Here is an 18339-nt window from a genome sequence, read left to right as displayed (position 1 = left end):
ACCGAGCATCTCGCCGATGACCCCCTCACACCAGGGCACCACACCGGCCACCCAAACCCCACCACTCCACGGGACTCTTTCTATCCCCGTCGTCCGGTGTTGACGCGACGCCTGGTGCACGAGAGGTCCGGCCGTGGCCTGCCACGTCTCTGCCTGTGGACGACGGCGGCCGGCCTGCCTCCGATCCGGGCATCCTGGCGCGATGGAGGGGGACGTGATGACGGTGCTGGGGAGCCTCGGCCATGTCGCGGCCACGGCGGACCTGGCGGCGCTCGGCGTGGGGCCGCGCGAGACGCAGGCACTGGTGCGGGCCGGTGTCCTGGTGCGTCTGCGCCGCGGCACCTTCGTGGAGGGGCCGGTATGGCGCGCGGCCGCACCCTGGGACCGGCACGAGATACGGGCCCGGGCCGTGCTCCGGGCGTTCGGCCCGAGCGGCGCCGTGGCGCTGGGCCTTCACAGTGCGCTGGCCACGCAGGGGCTGGGTGTGCACGGGGTCGACGACCGGGCGCACCTGTGCCGCACCGAGGGTGGGAGGTCCTTCCACGACGCCGTCGTCGTGGTGCACCGCCGCGTGCCCAGGGAGTTCGTCGTCGACCTTGAGTGCGGGCCCGCGGTGCAGGTCGCCTTGTCCGTCCTGCAGGTGGCCGCCCGGTTCGGGGTGGAGTCCGGGCTGGTCAGCGCGGACGCGGCGCTGCGGGAGGGTCGGGCGACGCGCGCCGAGCTCGACCGTGCGCTGCCGGTCCTGGGCGGTGGCCGTGGGCAGCTGCGCGCCACCCGCACGGCTGAGCTCGCGTCGGGGCTCAGCGAGTCCGCGGGGGAGTCCCGGACCAGATGGCTGCTGCTCACCCTCGGCCTGCCGCTGCCCGAGCAGCAGGTCGAGGTCGTCGACGGCGACGGGCTGTTCGTGGCGCGGGTCGACTTCCTCTACCGCTCCGAGAGGGTGGTCGTGGAGTTCGACGGGATGCTGAAGTACGACGACCCCGCTGCCCTGCGCCGGGAGAAGCTCCGCGAGGACCGGCTCCGCGAGCTCGGCTACGAGGTGGTCCGGCTGACCTGGGCCGACCTCGAGGACCCCCGCGTGGTGCAGCGCAAGCTGACGGCGGCGTTCGCCCGGGCCCGCACGCGCCGGGCCTGAGCCGGACCTCGCCCGGGCCCGCACGCGCCGGGCCCGCACACGCCGGGCCCGAGCCGGACCTCGTTCGGGGTGGGCGGGCGACCTCGCCCGGGGGGCAGGGCGGCATACCACCAGTCCCACCAGTCACGCCGACACCTCGGTGCGGGGACGTGCACCGACGCCGGGGATATATCCCGTGCTCCTGCACATGTCCCCGCACGATGTGACGCCTGTGGCGAGAGTGAGGAGTGGGAGATCGGCGGAGGCTGCGACGCCGCCCGGCACGGCTGCTGGCCCCTGGGCACGAACGTGCAGGCCCGACCGGCCTGCCCGGAACCGCCCTCAGCCGTAGGTCGGGTACTGCGGCCAGCCCTCCGGGCTGTCCTCCCAGTCCTGCTGACGCCCGTATGCCGTGCGGTCCATCATGTGGGCGACCGGCAGGGTGGCCTCGGTGCCGCGGGCGGTGGTCGCGTAGGTGAGGTACGGCACCCCGTCCCGCAGCAGGTAGTAGGAGTACCCGGGGAGCTGGTAGGGCACGCCGTCCTCGTCCTCGCGGGTCCAGCCCCAGTCGTCGTGGTAGGTCGTCCCACCCGAGGACACCCAGGTGTGCGACCAGCCCCGCGCGGCCCGCCACCGCTCCAGCTTCTCGACCGGCCCCTGCGAGACCATCGCGAAGGCGATGCCCTCCTCCTCCAGCCGCTCCATCCGCGCCGGCAGGGTGTCGACCGCCCACGTGCAGCTCGGGCAGCCCTCCTCCCAGTCCGGCCCGAACATGACGTTCTGCACGAGCAGCAGGTAGTGCCCGTCGAAGAGCTCGGTGAGCCGCACCGGTCCGTCCGGCCCGGCGAACGCGTAGTCCTCCACCTCCACCATGGGAAGCCGCCGCCGCGCGGCCGAGACCCGGTCGTTCAGCCGGGTGACCTCCTTCTCCCGGGCGACCTGCTCGGCCAGGGCGGCCTCGAACGCGGCACGGTCGACGACCGGCGGCGCCACGTCGGGCCGGCCGGCCTTGCTGCTGCTGCTCGACAGGCTCGTCGTCATGGGTGCTCCCCTTCGCTCGTCCCCTGCTCCTCGCCGGCACGGGCGGTCACGGGGTCCGACTCTCGGGCGGTCCCGGAGTCATCGCAACCCCGACTACCCTGGGGAGCCCACGGCATACCCCCTCGGAAGGTGAGTGATGGACACCGTCCACCGCAGCCGCGACGGCAGCGTCCACGTCACCGACGAGCGCATCAACACGATCTCCCACCTCGTCGGGGCCTGCTTCGCGCTGCTCGGCTCGGCGCTGCTCATCGCCCAGGCGGGCGCGACGGGCGACCCGTGGCGCATCGTCGGTCTGTCCATCTACTGCGCCTCGCTCGTCACCCTCTTCGTCGCCAGCACGGCCCACCACGGCCTCGACCGCGGCCAGCGCGTCAACGACCTGCTGCGGACCCTGGACTACACCTCGGTCTTCGGCCTCATCGCCGGCACGGTGACGCCGATCGTCCTCGTCCTCGAGCGCACCGTCGCCGGCTGGGCCGTGCTCGGCACCGTCTGGGGCATCGCCGCGCTGGGGATCGCGGCACGCTCGGTGTGGACGGACCTGCCCAAGTGGGTGACCAACACCCTCTACATCGTGCTCGGCTGGATGCCGGTCGTGCTGGTCCTCACCGGGCTCACCCTCCCCCTGGGCGCCCTCCTGCTCATGGGCGCCGGCGGCATCATCTACAGCGTCGGGTTCGTCGTCTTCATCATCGAGCGACCGAACCCGGTGCCCGGCGTGTTCGGCTTCCACGAGATCTGGCACCTGCTCGTCATGATCGCCGCGGCGCTGCACTTCCTGCTCATGTACGCCTACGTCCTGTGACCGCCCGCCTCCTCGACGTCCGGCGGCACGTCGACCCCGTCGCCCGGGTGCTCGTCCTCCACGGCGGCCAGCAGCACAGCACCGAGCCCACGACCTGGCGTCAGCTGTCGGTGCTGCGCAGCCGGGCCCTGGCCTCGGCGGTCGCCCGCGCGGGGGCCCGGCACCGGCTCGACGTCGTGTTCCTCCGGTATGCCGTGCGCGGGTGGAACGACGGCGCGCCGCTGCGGGACGCCCGGTGGGCGCTGGGCCGGCTGCGCGAGGAGGACCCGGCGCTGCCCACCGGTCTGCTCGGCTACTCCATGGGCGGGCGGACCGCGCTGCGGCTCGCCGAGGAGGTCGACACCGTGGCCACCGCCGCCGCCTGGGTGGACCGGGCCGACCTGCCGCTGCTGCGCCCGCCGAGGGGCGGGCGGGTGCTCCTGGTGCACGGGGCGCGCGACGAGGTCACCTCGCCCGAGGGGACGCTCGCCGCCGCCGAGCGGCTGCGCCGCCTGGGGGCGGACGTGCGGGTGCGCACCGACCTGGACGACACCCACGGCCTGGTCCGGCACGCCCCCACCTGGCACCGGCTCGTGGCCGAGCACCTGGTCGGCGAGCTGACGGGCTCGACGCGCGGGCGGCATCCCTGAGCGGCATGATGAGGTGATGCACCACACCGCCGGCGTCACCGAGATCTCCACCAAGCTGGTCGTCAACGGCGCACCGCAGGAGCTCACCCACGACGTCCGGGTGACCCTGCTCGACGCGCTGCGCGACCACCTGGGGGTGACCTCGGTCAAGAAGGGCTGCGACCACGGCCAGTGCGGCGCCTGCACCGTGCTGGTCGACGGCCGCCGCGTGGTCTCCTGCCTGTCGCTGACGGCCTCGCTCGACGGCGCCGAGGTCGTGACCGCCGAGGGCCTCGGGCGCCCGGACGACCTCAGCGACCTCCAGCAGGCCTTCGTCGACCGCGACGCGCTGCAGTGCGGCTACTGCACGCCCGGGCAGGTGTGCTCCGCGCAGGCGATGCTCGCCGAGGCCACTGCCGGTATGCCGAGCCACGTCACCGACCCGGACACGCTCGCCGACCCCGACGCGGTCGTGGACCTCACCGACGAGGAGATCCGGGAACGCATGAGCGGCAACCTGTGCCGGTGCGGCGCCTACGTCAACATCGTCGCGGCCATCCGCGACACCGCGTCCGCGCGCGCTCAGGCCGGGGAGGACCCTGCGTGAGGCCCTTCACCTACGAGCGCGCCACGAGCGTCGCCGACGCCCTGCGCCGCAGCGTCTCGGCGTCCACGGACGGGCAGCGGGCGGCATACCTCGCGGGGGGCACCAACCTCGTCGACCACCTGCGCCTCGGGATCCGGGAGACCGACCGGCTCATCGACGTCAGCCACCTCGACCTCACCGAGGTCGAGGAGCTCGGCGAGGGCGGCGTGCGGATCGGCGCGCTGGCCCGCAACTCCGACGTCGCCGCCCACCCCCTCGTACGCTCAGCGTTCCCGCTGGTCAGCGCCGCGATGCTGGCCGGCGCCTCCGGTCAGCTGCGGTCCATGGCGACGATGGGCGGCAACCTGCTGCAGCGCACCCGCTGCGTCTACTTCCAGGACTCCTCGACCCCGTGCAACAAGCGCGAGCCGGGCTCGGGCTGCTCGGCGATCGAGGGGTTCGGCACCTACAACGCGCTCTTCGGAGCCTCCCCCTCGTGCGTCGCCGTGCACCCCTCCGACCTCTGCGTGGCGCTCGCGGCGCTCGACGTCACCGTGGTGGCGCAGGGTCCCCTCGGTGAGCGGCGCATCGACTTCGCCGACCTGCACCGGCTCCCGGGCGACCGGCCGGAGGTCGACACCACGCTGGAGCGCAGCGAGCTCATCACCTCGATCGAGGTCGCCGGGCCGGGGTTCGCGCGGCACTCGCGCTACCGCAAGCTGCGCGAGCGCGCGTCCTACGCCTTCGCCACCGTCTCGGTCGCCGCCGCCCTCGACGTGCAGGACGGCCACGTCGCCGACGTGCGGATCGGCCTCGGCGGCGTCGCCCACAAGCCGTGGCGGGCGCACCGGGCCGAGGACGCGCTCCGCGGCCGGCCGGCGACACCCGAGGCCTTTGCCGCGGCCGTCGACGCCGAGCTGGCCCAGGCCCGGCCCGGCGAGGACAACCGCTACAAGATCATCCAGCTGCGACGGGTCGTCCCCGCCGTGCTGCAGGAGCTCACCGACCACCGGCAGGGGGAGCGCGCATGAGCGAGGCGGCCATGGAGGACGCCCGCGACCGCGTCCGCGTCGACGCGCCCCTCAAGGTGGCGGGCCTCGCGCCCTACGCCTACGAGCACGCGACGGACGGGGCGCTCTTCCTCGCGCCGGTCCTGGCGACGATCGCCCGGGGCCGCATCACCGGCATCGACGACGCCGCGGCCCGCGCGGTGCCGGGCGTGCGGCTGGTCCTCACCCACGAGAACTCCCCGCGGATCGGCCCGACGCTGCCGACCCTCACGGTGCTGCGCCGGCCCCGGGTGCGCTACCGCGGGGAGATCGTCGCCGCCGTCGTCGCGGAGAGCCTCGCCACGGCCCGGCACGCCGCGTCGCTGCTGAGCATCGACTACGCCCCCGAGGACGCCGCCACCCGCCCCGACCCTGACGGTCCGGACGTGCGCGAGCTGCGGCGGGTGATGGCGATCTACCCCGGTCGGCACCGCGACGGGGACGTCGACGGCGCGCTCGCCGGTGCCCGGCACCGGGTGGAGGGGACCTACGCGACGCCCGTCAACCACCACCACCCCATCGAGCCGCACGCGGTGACCGCCCTGTGGCACCGCGGCACCGGTCGGATCCCCGGCCCGCGCACGACCCGGCTGACGCTCTGGGACACCAACCAGGGGGTGCTCGCGCCGCAGGGCGTCGTCGCCGGGGCCTTCGGGCTGCTGCCGACCCAGGTCGAGGTCGTCTCGCCCTACGTCGGCGGGTCGTTCGGCACCAAGGGGGTCCCGCACCCGCACACGGTCGCCACGGTGATGGCCGCCAAGCTGCTGCCCGGCCACCCGGTGAAGGTGGCGCTCACCCGTCCGCAGATGTCCGCCGGCACCGGCTACCGCCCCGAGACCCGCCAGCGGGTCGCGCTCGCCGCGGACGACGAGGGCCGGCTGAGCGCGATCGACCATGACGTCTTCGCCCCCGTGTCGAGGGTGATCCCCTGGATGGACCCCAGCGCCGGCCCCTCGCTGTCGATGTATGCCTCGACCACCCGGCGCACGGCATACCGCACCCAGGACCTGGACATCGCCCCCGGGACGTTCATGCGCGCGCCGGGAGAGTACACCGGCATGTTCGCGCTGGAGACCGCGATGGACGAGCTGGCGCACGCGACCGGGGTCGACCCCGTCCAGCTGCGGCTGCGCAACGAGCCGGAGAGCGACCCCGAGTCGGGCAGGCCGTGGAGCAGCAGGCACGTCACGACGTGCCTCACCGAGGGGGCCCGGATCTTCGGGTTCGAGCAGCAGCGGCAGGGTCGGCGGGAGGGGGAGTGGTGGGTCGGCCAGGGCGTGGCCGCGGCCAGCTTCCCGCAGATGTCGATGGGGCCGAGCCTGGCGCGGATCACCTTCGGCGGTGGGCGCTACGTCGTCAGCATGCAGGCCAGCGACATCGGCACGGGCGCGCGCACCGTGCTCGCGCAGATCGCCGCGCAGGCGCTCGGGGTCCCGCAGGACGCGGTGGAGGCGCGGATCGGCACGACCGACGCCCCGGCGGCGATCATCGCCGGGGGCAGCACCGGGACCTTCGGGTGGGGCTCGGCCGTCGTCGAGGCGGCCCAGGCCTTCCGGTCCGAGCACGGTGAGCAGCCGGCCGAGGGCGCGACCGCCCGGGCGCGGACGCGGATGCCCCAGGGGGTGCGTGGGGTGACCCGCATGGCCTTCGGCGCGCACTTCGCCGAGGTCGCGGTGAGCGAGGTCTCCGGGGCCGTGCGGGTGCGCCGGATGTACGGCCACTTCGACGGCGGCCGGATCATGAACCCGCGCACCGCCCGCAGCCAGCTCATCGGGGGGATGACCATGGGCATCTCGGGTGCGCTCTTCGAGGAGTCCTACCGCGACCCGCGCTTCGGCCACGTGGTCAACGGCGACCTCGCGGGCTACCACGTCGCCGCGCACGCCGACGTGGTCGACCTCGAGGTCGGGTGGGTCGGGGAGCCGGACCCGTGGATGGGCGCGACCGGCGCGAAGGGCATCGGCGAGGTCGGGATCGTGGGCGTGCCCGCCGCCATCGGCAACGCGGTCTTCGACGCGACGGGGGTGCGGTTGCGCGAGCTGCCCTTCACCCCGGGCAAGGTCCTCGAGGCCTGGGAGGCGCTCGGGCGCTGACGGTCGAGCGGTCGGGACCCCGGCCGAGGCTCGTCGCAGGTCTGCTCAGAAGTCGAAGGCGTGCTCCGAGCCGGCGCCCGCGGGCCGGTAGCGCTGCAGGCGGACCCGGCGGGCCAGCCGGATGACCGGCCGGATGAGCATCTGCGCCGAACCGATGACGAAGAGCCAGGTGCCGGCGGTCGCCGTCGACTCGCTGAAGAACAGGACGCTGCCGACGAGGAACCACACGCCGATGAGCACGTCGTTGGCGATGCTCAGGGTCTCGAAGCGCTGGCGGACCACCAGCTCCTCGCGCCCGAGGTGCAGGACCAGGTCGTCGTCGCCGGAGCCGTCCGGGTGGCGCTGGGTCATTCCAGGGACTCTAGGAACTGTGCCGCCGGTCGGCGAGCCGACCCGCCCAGGCGTCCACGACCTCACCCGTGCGGGTGGGGGCCGTCGCCGGCTACCGTCGGGTATCTTTCTGCTGCCCGGGACCCCGGTGCCGCCCACCGTCGTCCTGGAGGTCCTCGTGCCTGCGCTCCGTGCCCGTCCGCTCCCCGCCCTCGTCACCGCGGTGGCGCTCGGCCTCACCCTGGCCCTCGGCGCCGGTCCCGTGCCGAGCGTGGAGGCTGCCTCCGGGCTGCGCTTCACGACCTTCGTGGCGGACCCCTCCGGCAAGGACGACCGCACCAACGCCCACCTCAACCGCGAGAAGATCACGGTCAAGAACACCGGGCGCAGCTCGGTCAGCCTGTCCGGCCACACCCTGAAGGACCGGCAGAACCACACGTTCACCTTCCCGAAGGGCGTCTCGCTCAAGGCGGGCAAGAGCCTCACCGTGCACACCGGCAGGGGCACGAACTCCTCGACCCACCTCTACTGGGGTCACGGCAACTACGTGTGGAACAACACGCCCGGCGACAAGGCCACGCTGCGCAACAGCCGCGGGACGGTCCAGGACACCTGCACCTTCACCGCGTCCAAGCACCGCTCCGGCACCGTGGACTGCTGAGACCCCGGCCGGCCCTTGTGGCGCGGCCGCCCGGCGCCCTAGCGTGAGGACCCTGCGAAAGGGGGGCTCATGAGCCGACAGCCGTGGCCGCGCCTCGCGGTGGCCGACTGGACCGACACCCGCGACACCCTCCACCTGTGGACGCAGATCGTCGGCAAGGTGCGGATGGCCTACGCCCCCCTGCTCAACCACTGGTGGCAGGTCACCCTCTACGTCAGCCCGCGCGGTCTCACCACCGGCACGGTCCACACGCCGGCAGGGGCGCTCGACATCGAGCTCGACCTGGTCGACCACCGGCTGCGGATGCGGCTGAGCACCGGCACCGAGGAGGCCTTCGACCTGCGGCCGATGTCGGTCGCGGACTTCCACGCGCAGACCCTGGCGGCGCTGGAGCGGCTCGGCCTGAGGCCGCGCATCCAGGCGACCCCCAACGAGGTGGACCCCGCCATCCCGTTCGCGGAGGACCACGAGCACGCGGCATACGACCCGCAGGCCGCGCACCTCTTCTGGCAGCAGCTTGTGCAGGCCGACCGTGTCCTGGGCGAGTTCCGGTCCCACTTCGTGGGCAAGGTGAGCCCGGTGCACTTCTTCTGGGGGGCCATGGACCTGGCGTGCACCCGGTTCTCCGGCCGCCCGGCGCCCGAGCACCCGGGCGGCGCGCCCAACTGCGGCGACTGGGTGATGGTGGAGGGCTACTCCCGCGAGCTCAGCAGCTGCGGGTTCTGGCCGGGTGGCGGGCAGGAGGGCGCGTTCTACGCCTACGCCTACCCCCAGCCCGCCGGTTTCGAGGCCGCCGAGGTGGGCCCGGAGGGCGCCTTCTGGAGCACCGAGAACGGTCAGTTCCTGCTGCCCTACGAGGTGGTGGCCGACGCTCCCGACCCCGACGCCGCGCTCTCCCGTTTCCTGCACGACACGTATGCCGCCGCCGCCGACCTGGGCGGGTGGGACCGCGCCGCCCTCGAGGACGACCCCGCCCGCTGGCCCCAGCACCGCCGGGGATAGGCCCGCTCCCAGGCCGCGCGCCGGTGGGGTGGCCTGAGCCACGGCGCGGTCGGACGGGCGACGACCTGAGCCCCACTAACCCCACCAGTCCCACGGGCCTCATCCTGCAGGGATACGTCCGACAGACCGGGGTATATCGCCAGCGGATGGACATGTCTCCGCGCGCTGGTGTGCGAGCGGCTGCTGTGACGTGAGGGACTCACCGGCAGCCCGTCCAGCCTCGTGTCTCCCGCGCCCCGTGCCTCCCGTGCCGCCCGTGCCGCCCGTCCAGCCTCGTGCCTCCCGCGTCCTCGTACCTCCCACGCCCCCCGCGCCCTCGTGCCTCCCGCGCCCTCGTGCCCCGTGGAGGTGCCCTCACCCGGCGCGGCCGAACGGCCCCGGGCTCAGCCGCGGAACCCCAGCCCGAGGTCGGCCAGCGCCCCCCGCAGCCGCTCGACGGCCACCGGCCCGACCCCGTGCAGGGCCCGCAGCCCGTCCTCGCTGAGGCCGGCGACCGCCTCGAGGCTGGTCAGCCCGGCCTCGCGCAGCGCCCGGGTGGCCGGGGCGCCGATCTCCCGGGGCAGCGGGGTCCCGTCGGGGCGCGGCGCCCGCTCGCGCGGGGGGCCGCCGTGGTCGAGGACGGCCTCGCCGCGGGGGGAGAGCCGGTAGCCGATCGCCAGCGACTCGGTCAGCCCCTTCTCCTTGAGCTTGCGGACGTCGGCCTTCCACGACAGGGTCTCCCGCCCGAGCCGGGCCGCGAGCTCAGGTGCCCGCACCTCGGGGTGGGTGTCGATGAGCTGCAGGGTGGCGCGGGTCCACGGGCCGTGCGGGGAGGCCGCGTCGAGCCGGTCCAGCCAGGCGCGGAGGCGCTCGATCTCCGCCGCGTCGGGCACCTGCTCGCGCAGCTGCGCGCGAGGGTCGGGGCCGGCATACCGCAGCCGGACACGGTATGCCGTCCTCCCGGGCCGGTCGGCGAGTCCGTCCTTGAGGGCGGCGAGGCTGGTGGCCCCGGCCCGGCGGGCGTCGTCGGCGCGGAGCGCGGAGAGGGTGACCGGCTCGACCGAGGTCACCTCGACGAGGCCGACGGCGGTACGCATGCGGGTGCCGACCCTGACCCGCGGGCGGTCCCAGCGACGGAACGCGAGGTCGACCTCCCCGGCCCGGATCGCGGCCAGCTCGGCCGGGCGGATCATCACGGCAGGTCGCCGGCGACGTCGCGGCCGGGGTCGAAGGTCGTGCCGCCGCCCTCGGCGGTCCCGATCGCCGGGCCGGGGTCGGTCGCCGCGAGCCACTCCACGAGGGGGCGGACCTGCTCCCAGCGGGCGCGCACCTCCTCGACGAGGCGCGGGGTGGTGACGACGTCGCCGTCCTCGACCCACCGCATACCGGTCAGGGCCTTGTGGCGGAGCAGGTCGATCCGCTCGTGCTCGCGGTCCCACCCGCGGGGGGCGGTCTTCACCTGCTCGCCGCCGATCTCCCACCCGCCGTCGCCCAGCTCGTCCACGATCTGCGCGAGCTGCCGGCCGGTGCCGGGGGAGTCCACGGCGGCCCGGAAGGAGCGCAGCCGGGCCGGGTCCATGCGGTAGCAGCCGCCCCCGAGCATGAGCCCGTCGGCCGAGACCTGGAGGTACCACCCGGTCGACTCGGCGACCGCGACGTAGGCCCCCTGGTGCGTCTTGTAGGGGCTCTTGTCCGGGCCGAAGCGCACGTCGCGGTGCGGCCGGAAGAGCTTGGCCGGGCCGAACTCGGGCTCCAGCTCGGCCAGGAGCGCCTCCATGGGGCCGCGGACGTGCTGCTCGAAGTCGTCCTTGTGCCGGGCCCAGAACTCCTTGGTGTTGTCCTCCTCCAGCCGCGCGTAGAAGTCGGTCGCGGCGTGCGGGATGCCGGTGAAGCTGCCCATGCGACCAGTGTGCCCCGTCGTCGGCGACGCCGCCCGGCCACGGAAATCCGGTTGCCCGGGACGGGGAGGGCGGGCGAGGTTGGGTCCATGACCTCCAGCGACCTGTGGGACGCCGAGACCGCGGCCCGCTACGACGAGGCCAGCGCCGCGATGTTCGCTCCCGCCGTCCTCGACCCTGCCGTCGACCTGCTGGCCGGGCTGGCCGGTGGGGGCCGCGCCCTCGAGCTCGCGATCGGGACGGGGCGGGTCGGCATACCGCTGGCGGAACGGGGCGTGGAGGTCACCGGCATCGAGCTGTCCGCGCCGATGGTCGAGCAGCTGCACCGCAAGCGCCCCGACCTGCCGGTGGTCGTGGGCGACATGGCGACCACCCGGGCCGAGGGGGAGTTCTCGCTCGTCTACCTCGTGTTCAACACCATCGGCAACCTGTGCACGCAGGACGAGCAGGTCGCCTGCTTCGCCAACGCGGCGCGGCACCTGCGGCCCGGCGGCCGCTTCCTCGTGGAGGTGGGGGTGCCGGCGCTGCGGCGGCTGCCGCCGGGGCAGGCGGCCGTGCCCTTCGACGTGACCGAGGAGCACCTCGGGTTCGACACCTACGACCCGGTGACCCAGCGGGCGACCTCGCACCACTACACGCGGCAGCGGGACGGGTCCTACCGCTACGACCCGCACCACTTCCGCTACGTGTGGCCGGGCGAGCTCGACCTCATGGCCCGGCTGGCCGGGCTGTCGCCGGAGTCCCGCTGGTCGGACTGGTCGCGGGAGCCGTTCACCGCGGACTCGGAGAGCCACGTCTCGGTCTGGCGACGCGGCTGAGGTCCGGTGCGAGGACGTCTGCCAGAGTGAGGCGTATGACGCTCGCTCCGGACCTGCTCGACCTCGCCGCCGACCTCGTCCCCGAGGAGGGCAGAGGACTGCTGGGCATCGTGGGGCTGCCCGGGTCGGGCAAGTCGACCTTCGCCGACGGGCTCATCGCGGCGCTGGCGCAGCGGCACGGGGCGGACTGGGTCGGGCACGTCCCGATGGACGGCTACCACCTCTCCGACGCCCAGCTGGAGCGGCTCGGGCTGGCCGACCGCAAGGGCGCCCCCGAGACCTTCGACGCCGAGGGGTATGCCGCGCTGCTCGCCCGCCTGGGCGAGGACACCACCGACCCGGTCTACGCCCCCGGCTTCGAACGCACCCTCGAGCAGCCGATCGCCGCCGCGCTCGTGGTCCTGCCCACGGCGCGGCTCGTCGTCACCGAGGGCAACTACCTGCTCGACCCGGACGCGCGGTGGCGCGCGGCGCGGGCCCGGCTCGCCGAGGTGTGGAGCGTCGAGGTCGACGAGGAGCAACGGCATACCCAGCTGGTCGCGCGGCACGTGGAGTTCGGCAAGACGCAGGAGCAGGCGGAGGCGTGGGTCGAGCGGGTGGACGAGGCGAACGCCCGCCGCATCCGGGAGCGCTCCGACGCCCCCGACCGGGTGGTCCGGTGCGCCGAGGACGGCACCTGGCACCTCGCCTGACCGTCCGTCAGGGGGCGGGGGACCAGGGGCATGGGGTGACCCGGCCGGCCAGGGGCCGCCTCACTCCCGGACGAGCCCGGAGACGACCTGGGCGAGGGTCGGCTCGACGTGCTCGGGCAGGAAGATCGTCCCGGGGGTCAGGAGCTGCACGCAGATCCCGTCCAGCGTGGTGAGGGCGAGGCGGAGCGCGACCCCCCGCTCCACCAGCAGCGCACCCTCCTCCTCCAACCGGCCGAGCCAGGCGTCGATGCGGGCGCGGGCGAGCTCCGCCAGCCGTTCCAGGGTGCGGGTCCCGGACTCGGTGGCGTTCGGCCCCACGGCGGCGGCGTAGGAGGCGAGCCAGAGCGAGGCGGTCCGGGGGTCGATGAGGCTCGGGGGCAGGAACTGCAGGAGGCACTCGAGCAGCCGGTCGCGCGGTGGCACCCGGGCGTCCTCGATCCGCAGGTCGGACACCATGCGGTCCATGGCCGGCCCCAGGAGCTCGTCGAGCAGGTCGCTCTGGGTGGGGAAGTAGTGCCGCAGCGTGCTGGCGCCGATGCCGGCCCGACGTGCGACACCGCGCACGCTGACCGCCTCGAGGCCCTCCTCGGCGACGATCGCCCGCGCGGCCGACACGATCTGCTCACGACGGTCCTCGCTCATGGTGCTCCCTCGTTGGTACGCCGTACTGGCACACCGTGCTAGTGTGTCCGGTACAGCGTACCAACACGTCGACGCCCAGCGAGGGACACCATGATCGAGAACCTGCAGGACTTCACCGCCGGGCTGCCCGCCCTGCTCCAGTGGGTGGGGGTGATGCTCGCCTCTGCCATCCCGTTCGTCGAGAGCTACTTCGGGTCGGTCATCGGCATCGTCGCCGGGATGAACCCGGTCGTGGCCGTGCTGGCCGCGGTGGTCGGCAACGTCCTGTCGATGGTGCTCGTGGTGCTGTCGGCCGACCGCCTGCGCGCGCGCCGCGGTGTGCAGCCCCTCGAGGAGATGTCCCAGCGCAAGCAGCGGCTGCGCCGGATGCTCGACCGGTTCGGGGTGCCGGGCGTGAGCCTGCTGGGGCAGACCGTGCTGCCGAGCCAGATCACCTCGGGTGCGCTGGTGGCCTTCGGGGCGAGCACCCGGGGGGTCATCGGGTGGCAGGTCCTGTCGATCATCCTGTGGGGCATCGCCTTCGGGGCTCTCGCCGTCCTCGGTGTCGACCTGCTCCAGACCTCCTAGTCAAGGGCCCGGGCGCCCCGTCCGGGCTGCGTCCCATCCGGTCCTATCGCGCGCGTCCGGCGCTGGGTACGGGTCGGTCCCGTCAGGGCCTCGCGGTCACCGCCCACGCGATGTCGCGGGCCACGGAGGGGGCCCGCGTCTCGGGCAGCCGGGCATAGCCGATCACGAGGCCGGATCGTGGCTCGCCCAGGCAGTAGGCGCTGAGCGGCTCCACCCACACGCCCCGCTCCCGCAGCCGTGCGGCCACACCGTCGTCGTCGGCGCCGCCCCGCAGCAGGACGACGAGGTGCAGCCCCGCCTCCACCCCGGTCACCCGTGCCTCGGGCACCTCGTTCCTCAGGGCCGTGACCAGGGCGTCGCGCCGGGCGCGGTAGAGCCGGGACGCCCGGGCCAGATGCCGGCCGAGGGCCCCGGAGGCGACGAGGTGGGCGAGCGCCGTCGAGGCGATCGGGGAGGCGCCCAGCGCCAGCCGGTCCTGAGCCCGACGGACCTCGCCGACCAGCCCGCGCGGGGGCACGACCCAGGCCAGGCCCAGGTCCGGGGTGAGGATCTTGCTGGCCGTCCCGACGTGGGCGACGCAGTCCGCCGCCCCGTCGACCGCCCGCACCGAGGGCATCGGCGGGACGCCGTAGCGAAACTCGCCGTCGTAGTCGTCCTCGACGACCAGCCGCCCCTCCCGGACGGCCGCCGTGACGAGCTCGGCCCGCCGCGCCACCGGCATCCGGGCGCCGAGCGGGTACTGGTGCGCCGGGGTGAGGTAGACCGCGGCGTCGTCGGTCAGCAGCAGCGCCGGGTCGAGGCCGTCGTCGTCGACGGGCACCGGTCGCACCCGGGCACCCGCCTCGGTCAGGGCCACCCGCGCGCGCCGGTAGCCCGGGTCCTCCACGGCGACGGTGCGGCCGCGCAGCCCGGCCGCCGGGGCGAGGAGCGTGAACGCGGCGCTGGCGTTGGGCACGACCACGACGTCCTCGGGGGTGCAGGGCACCCCGCGGAAGCGGCGCAGGTGCGCCGCCAGGGCCTGCTCGAGGTCCGGGTGGCGCACCCGGCTCAGCCCCTCGCCGCCGGGACGGTCCGGTATGGCGTGCCGCCAGGCCGCCCTCCAGTCGCGGGAGGAGATGAGCTCGGGCTCGGCGTGGCCGGGCCGCAGGTCGAGGTCACCGGCCGGCGGAGTGGGCACGCCGACGGCATCCTCCTCGACCCGGTCCGGCGCGGGGGCGTCGCCGCCCACCGGCCCCGCGGTCGGGGTGGCGGGGCGCGCCGCCCGGTCCGCGCCGTCGACGACGACGGTGCGCCCGCCCATGCGCGCCTCGACGTAGCCGGCCGCGGCCAGCTCGTCGTAGGCCGCCACGACGACGCCCCGGCTCAGCCGCAGCTGGGCGGCCGCCGAGCGGGTCGACGGCAGGGCGTCCCCCGGTGCCAGCTCCCCGCGAACCAGCGCGTCCAGGACGGCGGCGACGAGCCGGTGGGGCAGCGGCCCCGGCCCCGCGGGGAGCTGGGTCGGGCCGGGCCAGGTGCGCGCGGGCATACCCGTGAGTCTAGGAGTGGTCTCCACGGACGCGCAGGAAGTGGACCTGGTCGCAGGACCACCCGACGGTCAGGATGGCGTGCATGCCTGACCTGTCGACCCCGACCCGCAAGCCCGAGCGCTACCTCGGCAGCCGCGCCGCCCTGGACGACCTGCTCGACGCGATGCCGGCGGGCGTGCTGTCCACCGTCGTCGACGGGGAGCCCTGGTCGGTGCCGCTGCTCGTCGCCCGGGACGGCGACCACGTCCTGCTGCACGGCTCGACCGGTGCGGGAGCGCTGCGCCACGTCGCTGCCGGCGCGCCGGTGACCCTCACCGTCGTCGCGCTGGACGGGCTGGTCGTGGCGGAGACCGCCTTCGACTCCTCGGCGAAGTACCGCAGCGCGGTGCTGCGCGGCCACCTGGAGGAGCTCGGGCCCGAGGAGTCGCGCGGGGCGCTGGAGCGGCTCACCGACCGGCTGCTGCCCGGGCGCACCTCGGAGGTCCGGGCCAGCACCGGCAAGGAGCTGCGGGCCACCACCTGCCTGGCGCTGCCCATCGCGGAGGGTTCGTGGCTGCTCAAGGCCCGCACCGGTGGCACCGACCCCGCCGAGGACCCGTCCGTGTGGACCGGGGTCGTCCCGCTCGCGCTGACGGCGGGGACGCCGGAGCCGACCCCGGGCACGACCGCCCCGGTGCCGGGCTCCGTGACCGCGACTCACGCGGCATACCCGCCGCCGGGGTGAGCCGAGGGCCGGCCGGACCGCCCGCCGACCCCGCGCCGACCACCCCGGCCGGGCGCGTCAGAGGCGCGCGGCGAGCTCGGTCGCCTGCCGGATCGCCCGTTCGGCGTCGAGCTCGGCGGCCACGTCGGCCCCGCCGATGACGTGCACCGGCACGCCGAGCGCGCGCACCGGCTCGACGAGCCCGGTGACCGACTCCTGCCCGGCGCAGAGCACGACGGTGTCGACCGGTATGACGTGCGGCACCCGACCGTCCTCCGTCCCGTCGTCCGCGGGCAGGGTGAGGTGCAGGCCGGCGTCGTCGATGCGGACGTACTCCGCACCGCCGACGAGGCGCACCCCGGCGTCGGCGAGCTCGGTGCGGTGGACCCACCCGGTGGTCTTCCCCAGCCCGGCGCCGTGCCGGGAGGTCTTGCGCTGCACCAGGTGCACCTCCCTCCTGGCCGCTGGCTGCCGCTTCTCCCCCAGGCCGGCGCGCACCTCCCAGGGGTCGGCGACCCCCCAGCGTGCACGCCACTGCGCCAGCGTCTCGTCGGGATCGTGCAGCAGGGCGCTGCTGACGTCGAAGCCGATGCCGCCGGCCCCGACGACCGCCACCCGCGCGCCGACCCGCCCCGGGTCCCGGATCGCCTCGGGGTAGCTCAGGACGCTGGGGTGGTCCACCCCCGGGATGTCGGGCACCCGCGGCACCACCCCGGTCGCGACCACCACCTCGTCGAAGCCGCCCAGCCGGTCCGGGGTGACCCGTACCCCCAGGTGGGTGGTGACACCGCGCACCCCGAGCAGGTGCTCGTAGTAGGCGAGCGCCTCCCGGAACTCCTCCTTGCCCGGGATCTGCGCGGCCAGCCGGAACTGCCCGCCGACCTGGTCCTGGGCCTCGAAGAGCTCGACCACGTGCCCCCGGCCGGCGAGCTCGACCGCGGCCGCCAGCCCGGCCGGGCCGGCGCCCACGACCGCGACCCGCCTCGCCCGGCGGGTGGGGCCGAGCACCAGCTCGGTCTCGTGCGCCGAGCGCGGGTTGAGGATGCAGGTCGCGCGTCGGTTGGCGAAGGTGTGGTCCAGGCATGCCTGGTTGCAGGCGATGCACGGGATGATCTCGGCGCTGCGCCCCTCCTGCGCCTTGCGCACCCAGTCGGCGTCGGCCAGCAGCGGCCGGGCCATCGACACCAGGTCGGCCTCGCCGTCGGCGATGACCCGCTCGGCCACCTCGGGCCGGTTGATCCGGTTGGACGCGACGACCGGGAGGCCGATCTCCGCCCGCAGCCGCGCCGTCACCCAGGTGAAGGCCGCCCTCGGCACCGAGGTGACGATGGTCGGGACCCGAGACTCGTGCCACCCGATGCCGGTGTTGACGCAGGTCGCGCCGGCCTCCTCCAGCGCGTGCGCGAGGTCGACCGTCTCGGCCCAGTCCTGCCCGTCGGGTACGAGGTCGAGCAGGCTCATGCGGTACTGCACGACGAAGTCGTCGCCGACCAGCTCGCGGGTCCGCCGCACGATCTCCACCGGGAAGCGCCTCCGGGCCCGCGCCGAGCCGCCCCACGCGTCGGTCCGGTCGTTGGTGCGGGCGGCGAGCATCTGGTTGACCAGGTAGCCCTCGGAGCCCATGATCTCCACCCCGTCGTAGCCGGCCCGCTGGGCGAGCCGCGCCGAGCGGGCGAAGTCGTCGACGGTGCGCTCGACCTGGCGGGTGGACAGGGCCGAGGGGCGGAACGGCGTGATCGGCGACTTCCGGGCCGAGGCCCCCTGGGCGAAGGGGTGGTAGGCGTAGCGCCCGGCGTGCAGGAGCTGCAGCAGGATCCGGCCGTCGTGCCCGTGCACCGCGTCGGTGACCGTGCGGTGCCGCCGGGCCTGCGCCGACCGGACCATGCTCGAGCCGAACGGCAGCAGCCACCCGCGCCAGCCCGGGGCATACCCTCCGGTCACCATGAGCCCCACCCCGCCGCGGGCGCGCTCGGCGAAGAAGGCGGCCAGCTTGTCGGTGTCGCGGGCGCGGTCCTCGAGCTTGGTGTGCATCGAGCCCATGACGACGCGGTTGCGCAGCGTGAGGTGGCCGAGGCGGACGGGGCTCAGCAGGTGCGGGTACGCGCTCGGGCCGGGCATGCCGACAGGGTAGCCATCGGCCGGCGGGCGAGAGATCGCTGCGCCCCGACGGTATCTGGCGGGCCCCGCCGTGCTCTGGGGGGTGGACGTGCACGCACACGTCA

19 protein-coding genes are annotated in these 18339 nt (G+C 74.8%); 12 read left to right on the top strand and 7 right to left on the bottom strand.

Going from position 1 to position 18339, the window contains the following annotated elements; translation table 11 throughout:
* The first annotated feature begins 202 nt into the window (after positions 1–202).
* On the top strand, positions 203–1135 hold the full coding sequence (locus tag Q0967_RS14045) for a hypothetical protein (protein ID WP_298750296.1): 933 nt from the start codon (positions 203–205) through the stop codon (positions 1133–1135).
* A 321-nt stretch (positions 1136–1456) separates the two neighbouring features.
* On the opposite strand, the gene Q0967_RS14040 is transcribed toward Q0967_RS14045, so the two are convergent.
* A complete protein-coding gene (locus Q0967_RS14040) occupies positions 1457–2155 on the bottom strand; it encodes a DUF899 family protein (RefSeq protein WP_298750294.1) in 699 nt (232 codons plus the stop codon).
* Positions 2156–2291: 136 nt separating this feature from the next.
* Between Q0967_RS14040 and Q0967_RS14035 the strand changes: the two genes are divergently transcribed.
* The 5 genes from Q0967_RS14035 to Q0967_RS14015 are packed head-to-tail and all read left to right on the top strand — an operon-like array spanning position 2292 to position 7299.
* Positions 2292–2963, top strand: a complete 672-nt coding sequence (locus Q0967_RS14035) for a hemolysin III family protein (RefSeq protein WP_298750292.1) — start codon at positions 2292–2294, stop codon at positions 2961–2963.
* Positions 2960–3592 carry a dienelactone hydrolase family protein gene (locus Q0967_RS14030; RefSeq protein WP_298750290.1) on the top strand — a complete coding sequence of 211 codons (633 nt, stop codon included), beginning with the start codon at positions 2960–2962 and terminating at the stop codon, positions 3590–3592. The genes Q0967_RS14035 and Q0967_RS14030 overlap by 4 nt, the downstream gene beginning before the upstream one ends.
* 16 nt (positions 3593–3608) lie before the next feature.
* Complete coding sequence (locus tag Q0967_RS14025; protein ID WP_298750288.1) at positions 3609–4178, top strand: (2Fe-2S)-binding protein; 570 nt, start codon at positions 3609–3611, stop codon at positions 4176–4178.
* Positions 4175–5188 carry a xanthine dehydrogenase family protein subunit M gene (locus tag Q0967_RS14020; RefSeq protein WP_298750286.1) on the top strand — a complete coding sequence of 338 codons (1014 nt, stop codon included), beginning with the start codon at positions 4175–4177 and terminating at the stop codon, positions 5186–5188. Before Q0967_RS14025 ends, Q0967_RS14020 begins: the two co-directional genes overlap by 4 nt.
* Positions 5185–7299: a xanthine dehydrogenase family protein molybdopterin-binding subunit gene (locus Q0967_RS14015; protein ID WP_298750283.1), complete on the top strand. Its 2115-nt coding sequence runs from the start codon at positions 5185–5187 to the stop codon at positions 7297–7299. Before Q0967_RS14020 ends, Q0967_RS14015 begins: the two co-directional genes overlap by 4 nt.
* A 45-nt stretch (positions 7300–7344) precedes the next feature.
* Here Q0967_RS14015 and Q0967_RS14010 read toward each other — a convergent pair whose 3' ends face one another.
* Entirely contained in the window at positions 7345–7650 is a 306-nt protein-coding gene (locus Q0967_RS14010; RefSeq protein WP_298750281.1) for a YrhK family protein, read from the bottom strand.
* A 157-nt stretch (positions 7651–7807) separates the two neighbouring features.
* On the opposite strand from Q0967_RS14010, the gene Q0967_RS14005 reads away from it, so the two are divergent.
* Positions 7808–8290, top strand: coding sequence for a lamin tail domain-containing protein (locus tag Q0967_RS14005; RefSeq protein WP_298750279.1), 483 nt, complete (start codon positions 7808–7810; stop codon positions 8288–8290).
* 69 nt (positions 8291–8359) lie between these two features.
* The gene (locus Q0967_RS14000; RefSeq protein WP_299450625.1) at positions 8360–9292 is read left to right on the top strand and encodes a DUF5996 family protein; all 933 of its coding nucleotides are present in this window, start codon (positions 8360–8362) and stop codon (positions 9290–9292) included.
* Between the two features lie 383 nt (positions 9293–9675).
* Here Q0967_RS14000 and Q0967_RS13995 read toward each other — a convergent pair whose 3' ends face one another.
* Both Q0967_RS13995 and Q0967_RS13990 read right to left on the bottom strand, forming a co-directional pair.
* Positions 9676–10464 carry a hypothetical protein gene (locus Q0967_RS13995; protein ID WP_299450623.1) on the bottom strand — a complete coding sequence of 263 codons (789 nt, stop codon included), beginning with the start codon at positions 10462–10464 and terminating at the stop codon, positions 9676–9678.
* Positions 10464–11171: a DUF2461 domain-containing protein gene (locus Q0967_RS13990; RefSeq protein ID WP_299450621.1), complete on the bottom strand. Its 708-nt coding sequence runs from the start codon at positions 11169–11171 to the stop codon at positions 10464–10466. The genes Q0967_RS13995 and Q0967_RS13990 overlap by 1 nt, the downstream gene beginning before the upstream one ends.
* An 87-nt stretch (positions 11172–11258) precedes the next feature.
* Here Q0967_RS13990 and Q0967_RS13985 point away from each other — a divergent pair, with 87 nt between their 5' ends.
* Both Q0967_RS13985 and Q0967_RS13980 read left to right on the top strand, forming a co-directional pair.
* Positions 11259–11987, top strand: a complete 729-nt coding sequence (locus tag Q0967_RS13985; protein WP_299450618.1) for a class I SAM-dependent methyltransferase — start codon at positions 11259–11261, stop codon at positions 11985–11987.
* Positions 11988–12022: 35 nt separating this feature from the next.
* Entirely contained in the window at positions 12023–12679 is a 657-nt protein-coding gene (locus Q0967_RS13980; protein WP_299450616.1) for a nucleoside/nucleotide kinase family protein, read from the top strand.
* Between the two features lie 60 nt (positions 12680–12739).
* On the opposite strand, the gene Q0967_RS13975 is transcribed toward Q0967_RS13980, so the two are convergent.
* Entirely contained in the window at positions 12740–13321 is a 582-nt protein-coding gene (locus tag Q0967_RS13975) for a TetR/AcrR family transcriptional regulator (protein WP_299450612.1), read from the bottom strand.
* A gap of 90 nt (positions 13322–13411) precedes the next feature.
* Here Q0967_RS13975 and Q0967_RS13970 point away from each other — a divergent pair, with 90 nt between their 5' ends.
* A complete protein-coding gene (locus tag Q0967_RS13970) occupies positions 13412–13888 on the top strand; it encodes a small multi-drug export protein (protein ID WP_299450609.1) in 477 nt (158 codons plus the stop codon).
* Positions 13889–13970: 82 nt separating this feature from the next.
* Here the strand turns inward: Q0967_RS13970 and Q0967_RS13965 are convergent, their stop codons facing one another.
* Positions 13971–15413, bottom strand: a complete 1443-nt coding sequence (locus Q0967_RS13965; RefSeq protein ID WP_299450607.1) for a PLP-dependent aminotransferase family protein — start codon at positions 15411–15413, stop codon at positions 13971–13973.
* Between the two features lie 83 nt (positions 15414–15496).
* Here Q0967_RS13965 and Q0967_RS13960 point away from each other — a divergent pair, with 83 nt between their 5' ends.
* Positions 15497–16138, top strand: a complete 642-nt coding sequence (locus Q0967_RS13960) for a pyridoxamine 5'-phosphate oxidase family protein (RefSeq protein WP_299450605.1) — start codon at positions 15497–15499, stop codon at positions 16136–16138.
* 57 nt (positions 16139–16195) lie between these two features.
* Here the strand turns inward: Q0967_RS13960 and Q0967_RS13955 are convergent, their stop codons facing one another.
* Positions 16196–18235 carry an NADPH-dependent 2,4-dienoyl-CoA reductase gene (locus Q0967_RS13955; RefSeq protein WP_298750258.1) on the bottom strand — a complete coding sequence of 680 codons (2040 nt, stop codon included), beginning with the start codon at positions 18233–18235 and terminating at the stop codon, positions 16196–16198.
* Positions 18236–18339: the final 104 nt, after the last annotated feature.

Origin of the sequence: uncultured Serinicoccus sp. (genome assembly GCF_947500995.1) — a bacterium.
In the GTDB taxonomy this organism is placed as follows: domain Bacteria; phylum Actinomycetota; class Actinomycetes; order Actinomycetales; family Dermatophilaceae; genus Ornithinicoccus.
The sequence above is the reverse complement of the archived record's forward strand: the minus strand, read 5'-3'. Positions and strand labels throughout refer to the sequence as shown.

Bases quoted from the DNA above. Each gene is read 5' to 3' on its own strand.
- Q0967_RS14045 (WP_298750296.1), top strand. From the start codon at position 203: ATGGAGGGGGACGTGATGACGGTGCTGGGGAGCCTCGGCCATGTCGCG.
- Q0967_RS14040 (WP_298750294.1), bottom strand. From the start codon at position 2,155: ATGACGACGAGCCTGTCGAGCAGCAGCAGCAAGGCCGGCCGGCCCGAC.
- Q0967_RS14035 (WP_298750292.1), top strand. From the start codon at position 2,292: ATGGACACCGTCCACCGCAGCCGCGACGGCAGCGTCCACGTCACCGAC.
- Q0967_RS14025 (WP_298750288.1), top strand. From the start codon at position 3,609: ATGCACCACACCGCCGGCGTCACCGAGATCTCCACCAAGCTGGTCGTC.
- Q0967_RS14015 (WP_298750283.1), top strand. From the start codon at position 5,185: ATGAGCGAGGCGGCCATGGAGGACGCCCGCGACCGCGTCCGCGTCGAC.
- Q0967_RS14010 (WP_298750281.1), bottom strand. From the start codon at position 7,650: ATGACCCAGCGCCACCCGGACGGCTCCGGCGACGACGACCTGGTCCTG.
- Q0967_RS14000 (WP_299450625.1), top strand. From the start codon at position 8,360: ATGAGCCGACAGCCGTGGCCGCGCCTCGCGGTGGCCGACTGGACCGAC.
- Q0967_RS13995 (WP_299450623.1), bottom strand. From the start codon at position 10,464: ATGATCCGCCCGGCCGAGCTGGCCGCGATCCGGGCCGGGGAGGTCGAC.
- Q0967_RS13990 (WP_299450621.1), bottom strand. From the start codon at position 11,171: ATGGGCAGCTTCACCGGCATCCCGCACGCCGCGACCGACTTCTACGCG.
- Q0967_RS13985 (WP_299450618.1), top strand. From the start codon at position 11,259: ATGACCTCCAGCGACCTGTGGGACGCCGAGACCGCGGCCCGCTACGAC.
- Q0967_RS13980 (WP_299450616.1), top strand. From the start codon at position 12,023: ATGACGCTCGCTCCGGACCTGCTCGACCTCGCCGCCGACCTCGTCCCC.
- Q0967_RS13975 (WP_299450612.1), bottom strand. From the start codon at position 13,321: ATGAGCGAGGACCGTCGTGAGCAGATCGTGTCGGCCGCGCGGGCGATC.
- Q0967_RS13970 (WP_299450609.1), top strand. From the start codon at position 13,412: ATGATCGAGAACCTGCAGGACTTCACCGCCGGGCTGCCCGCCCTGCTC.
- Q0967_RS13965 (WP_299450607.1), bottom strand. From the start codon at position 15,413: ATGCCCGCGCGCACCTGGCCCGGCCCGACCCAGCTCCCCGCGGGGCCG.
- Q0967_RS13960 (WP_299450605.1), top strand. From the start codon at position 15,497: ATGCCTGACCTGTCGACCCCGACCCGCAAGCCCGAGCGCTACCTCGGC.
- Q0967_RS13955 (WP_298750258.1), bottom strand. From the start codon at position 18,235: ATGCCCGGCCCGAGCGCGTACCCGCACCTGCTGAGCCCCGTCCGCCTC.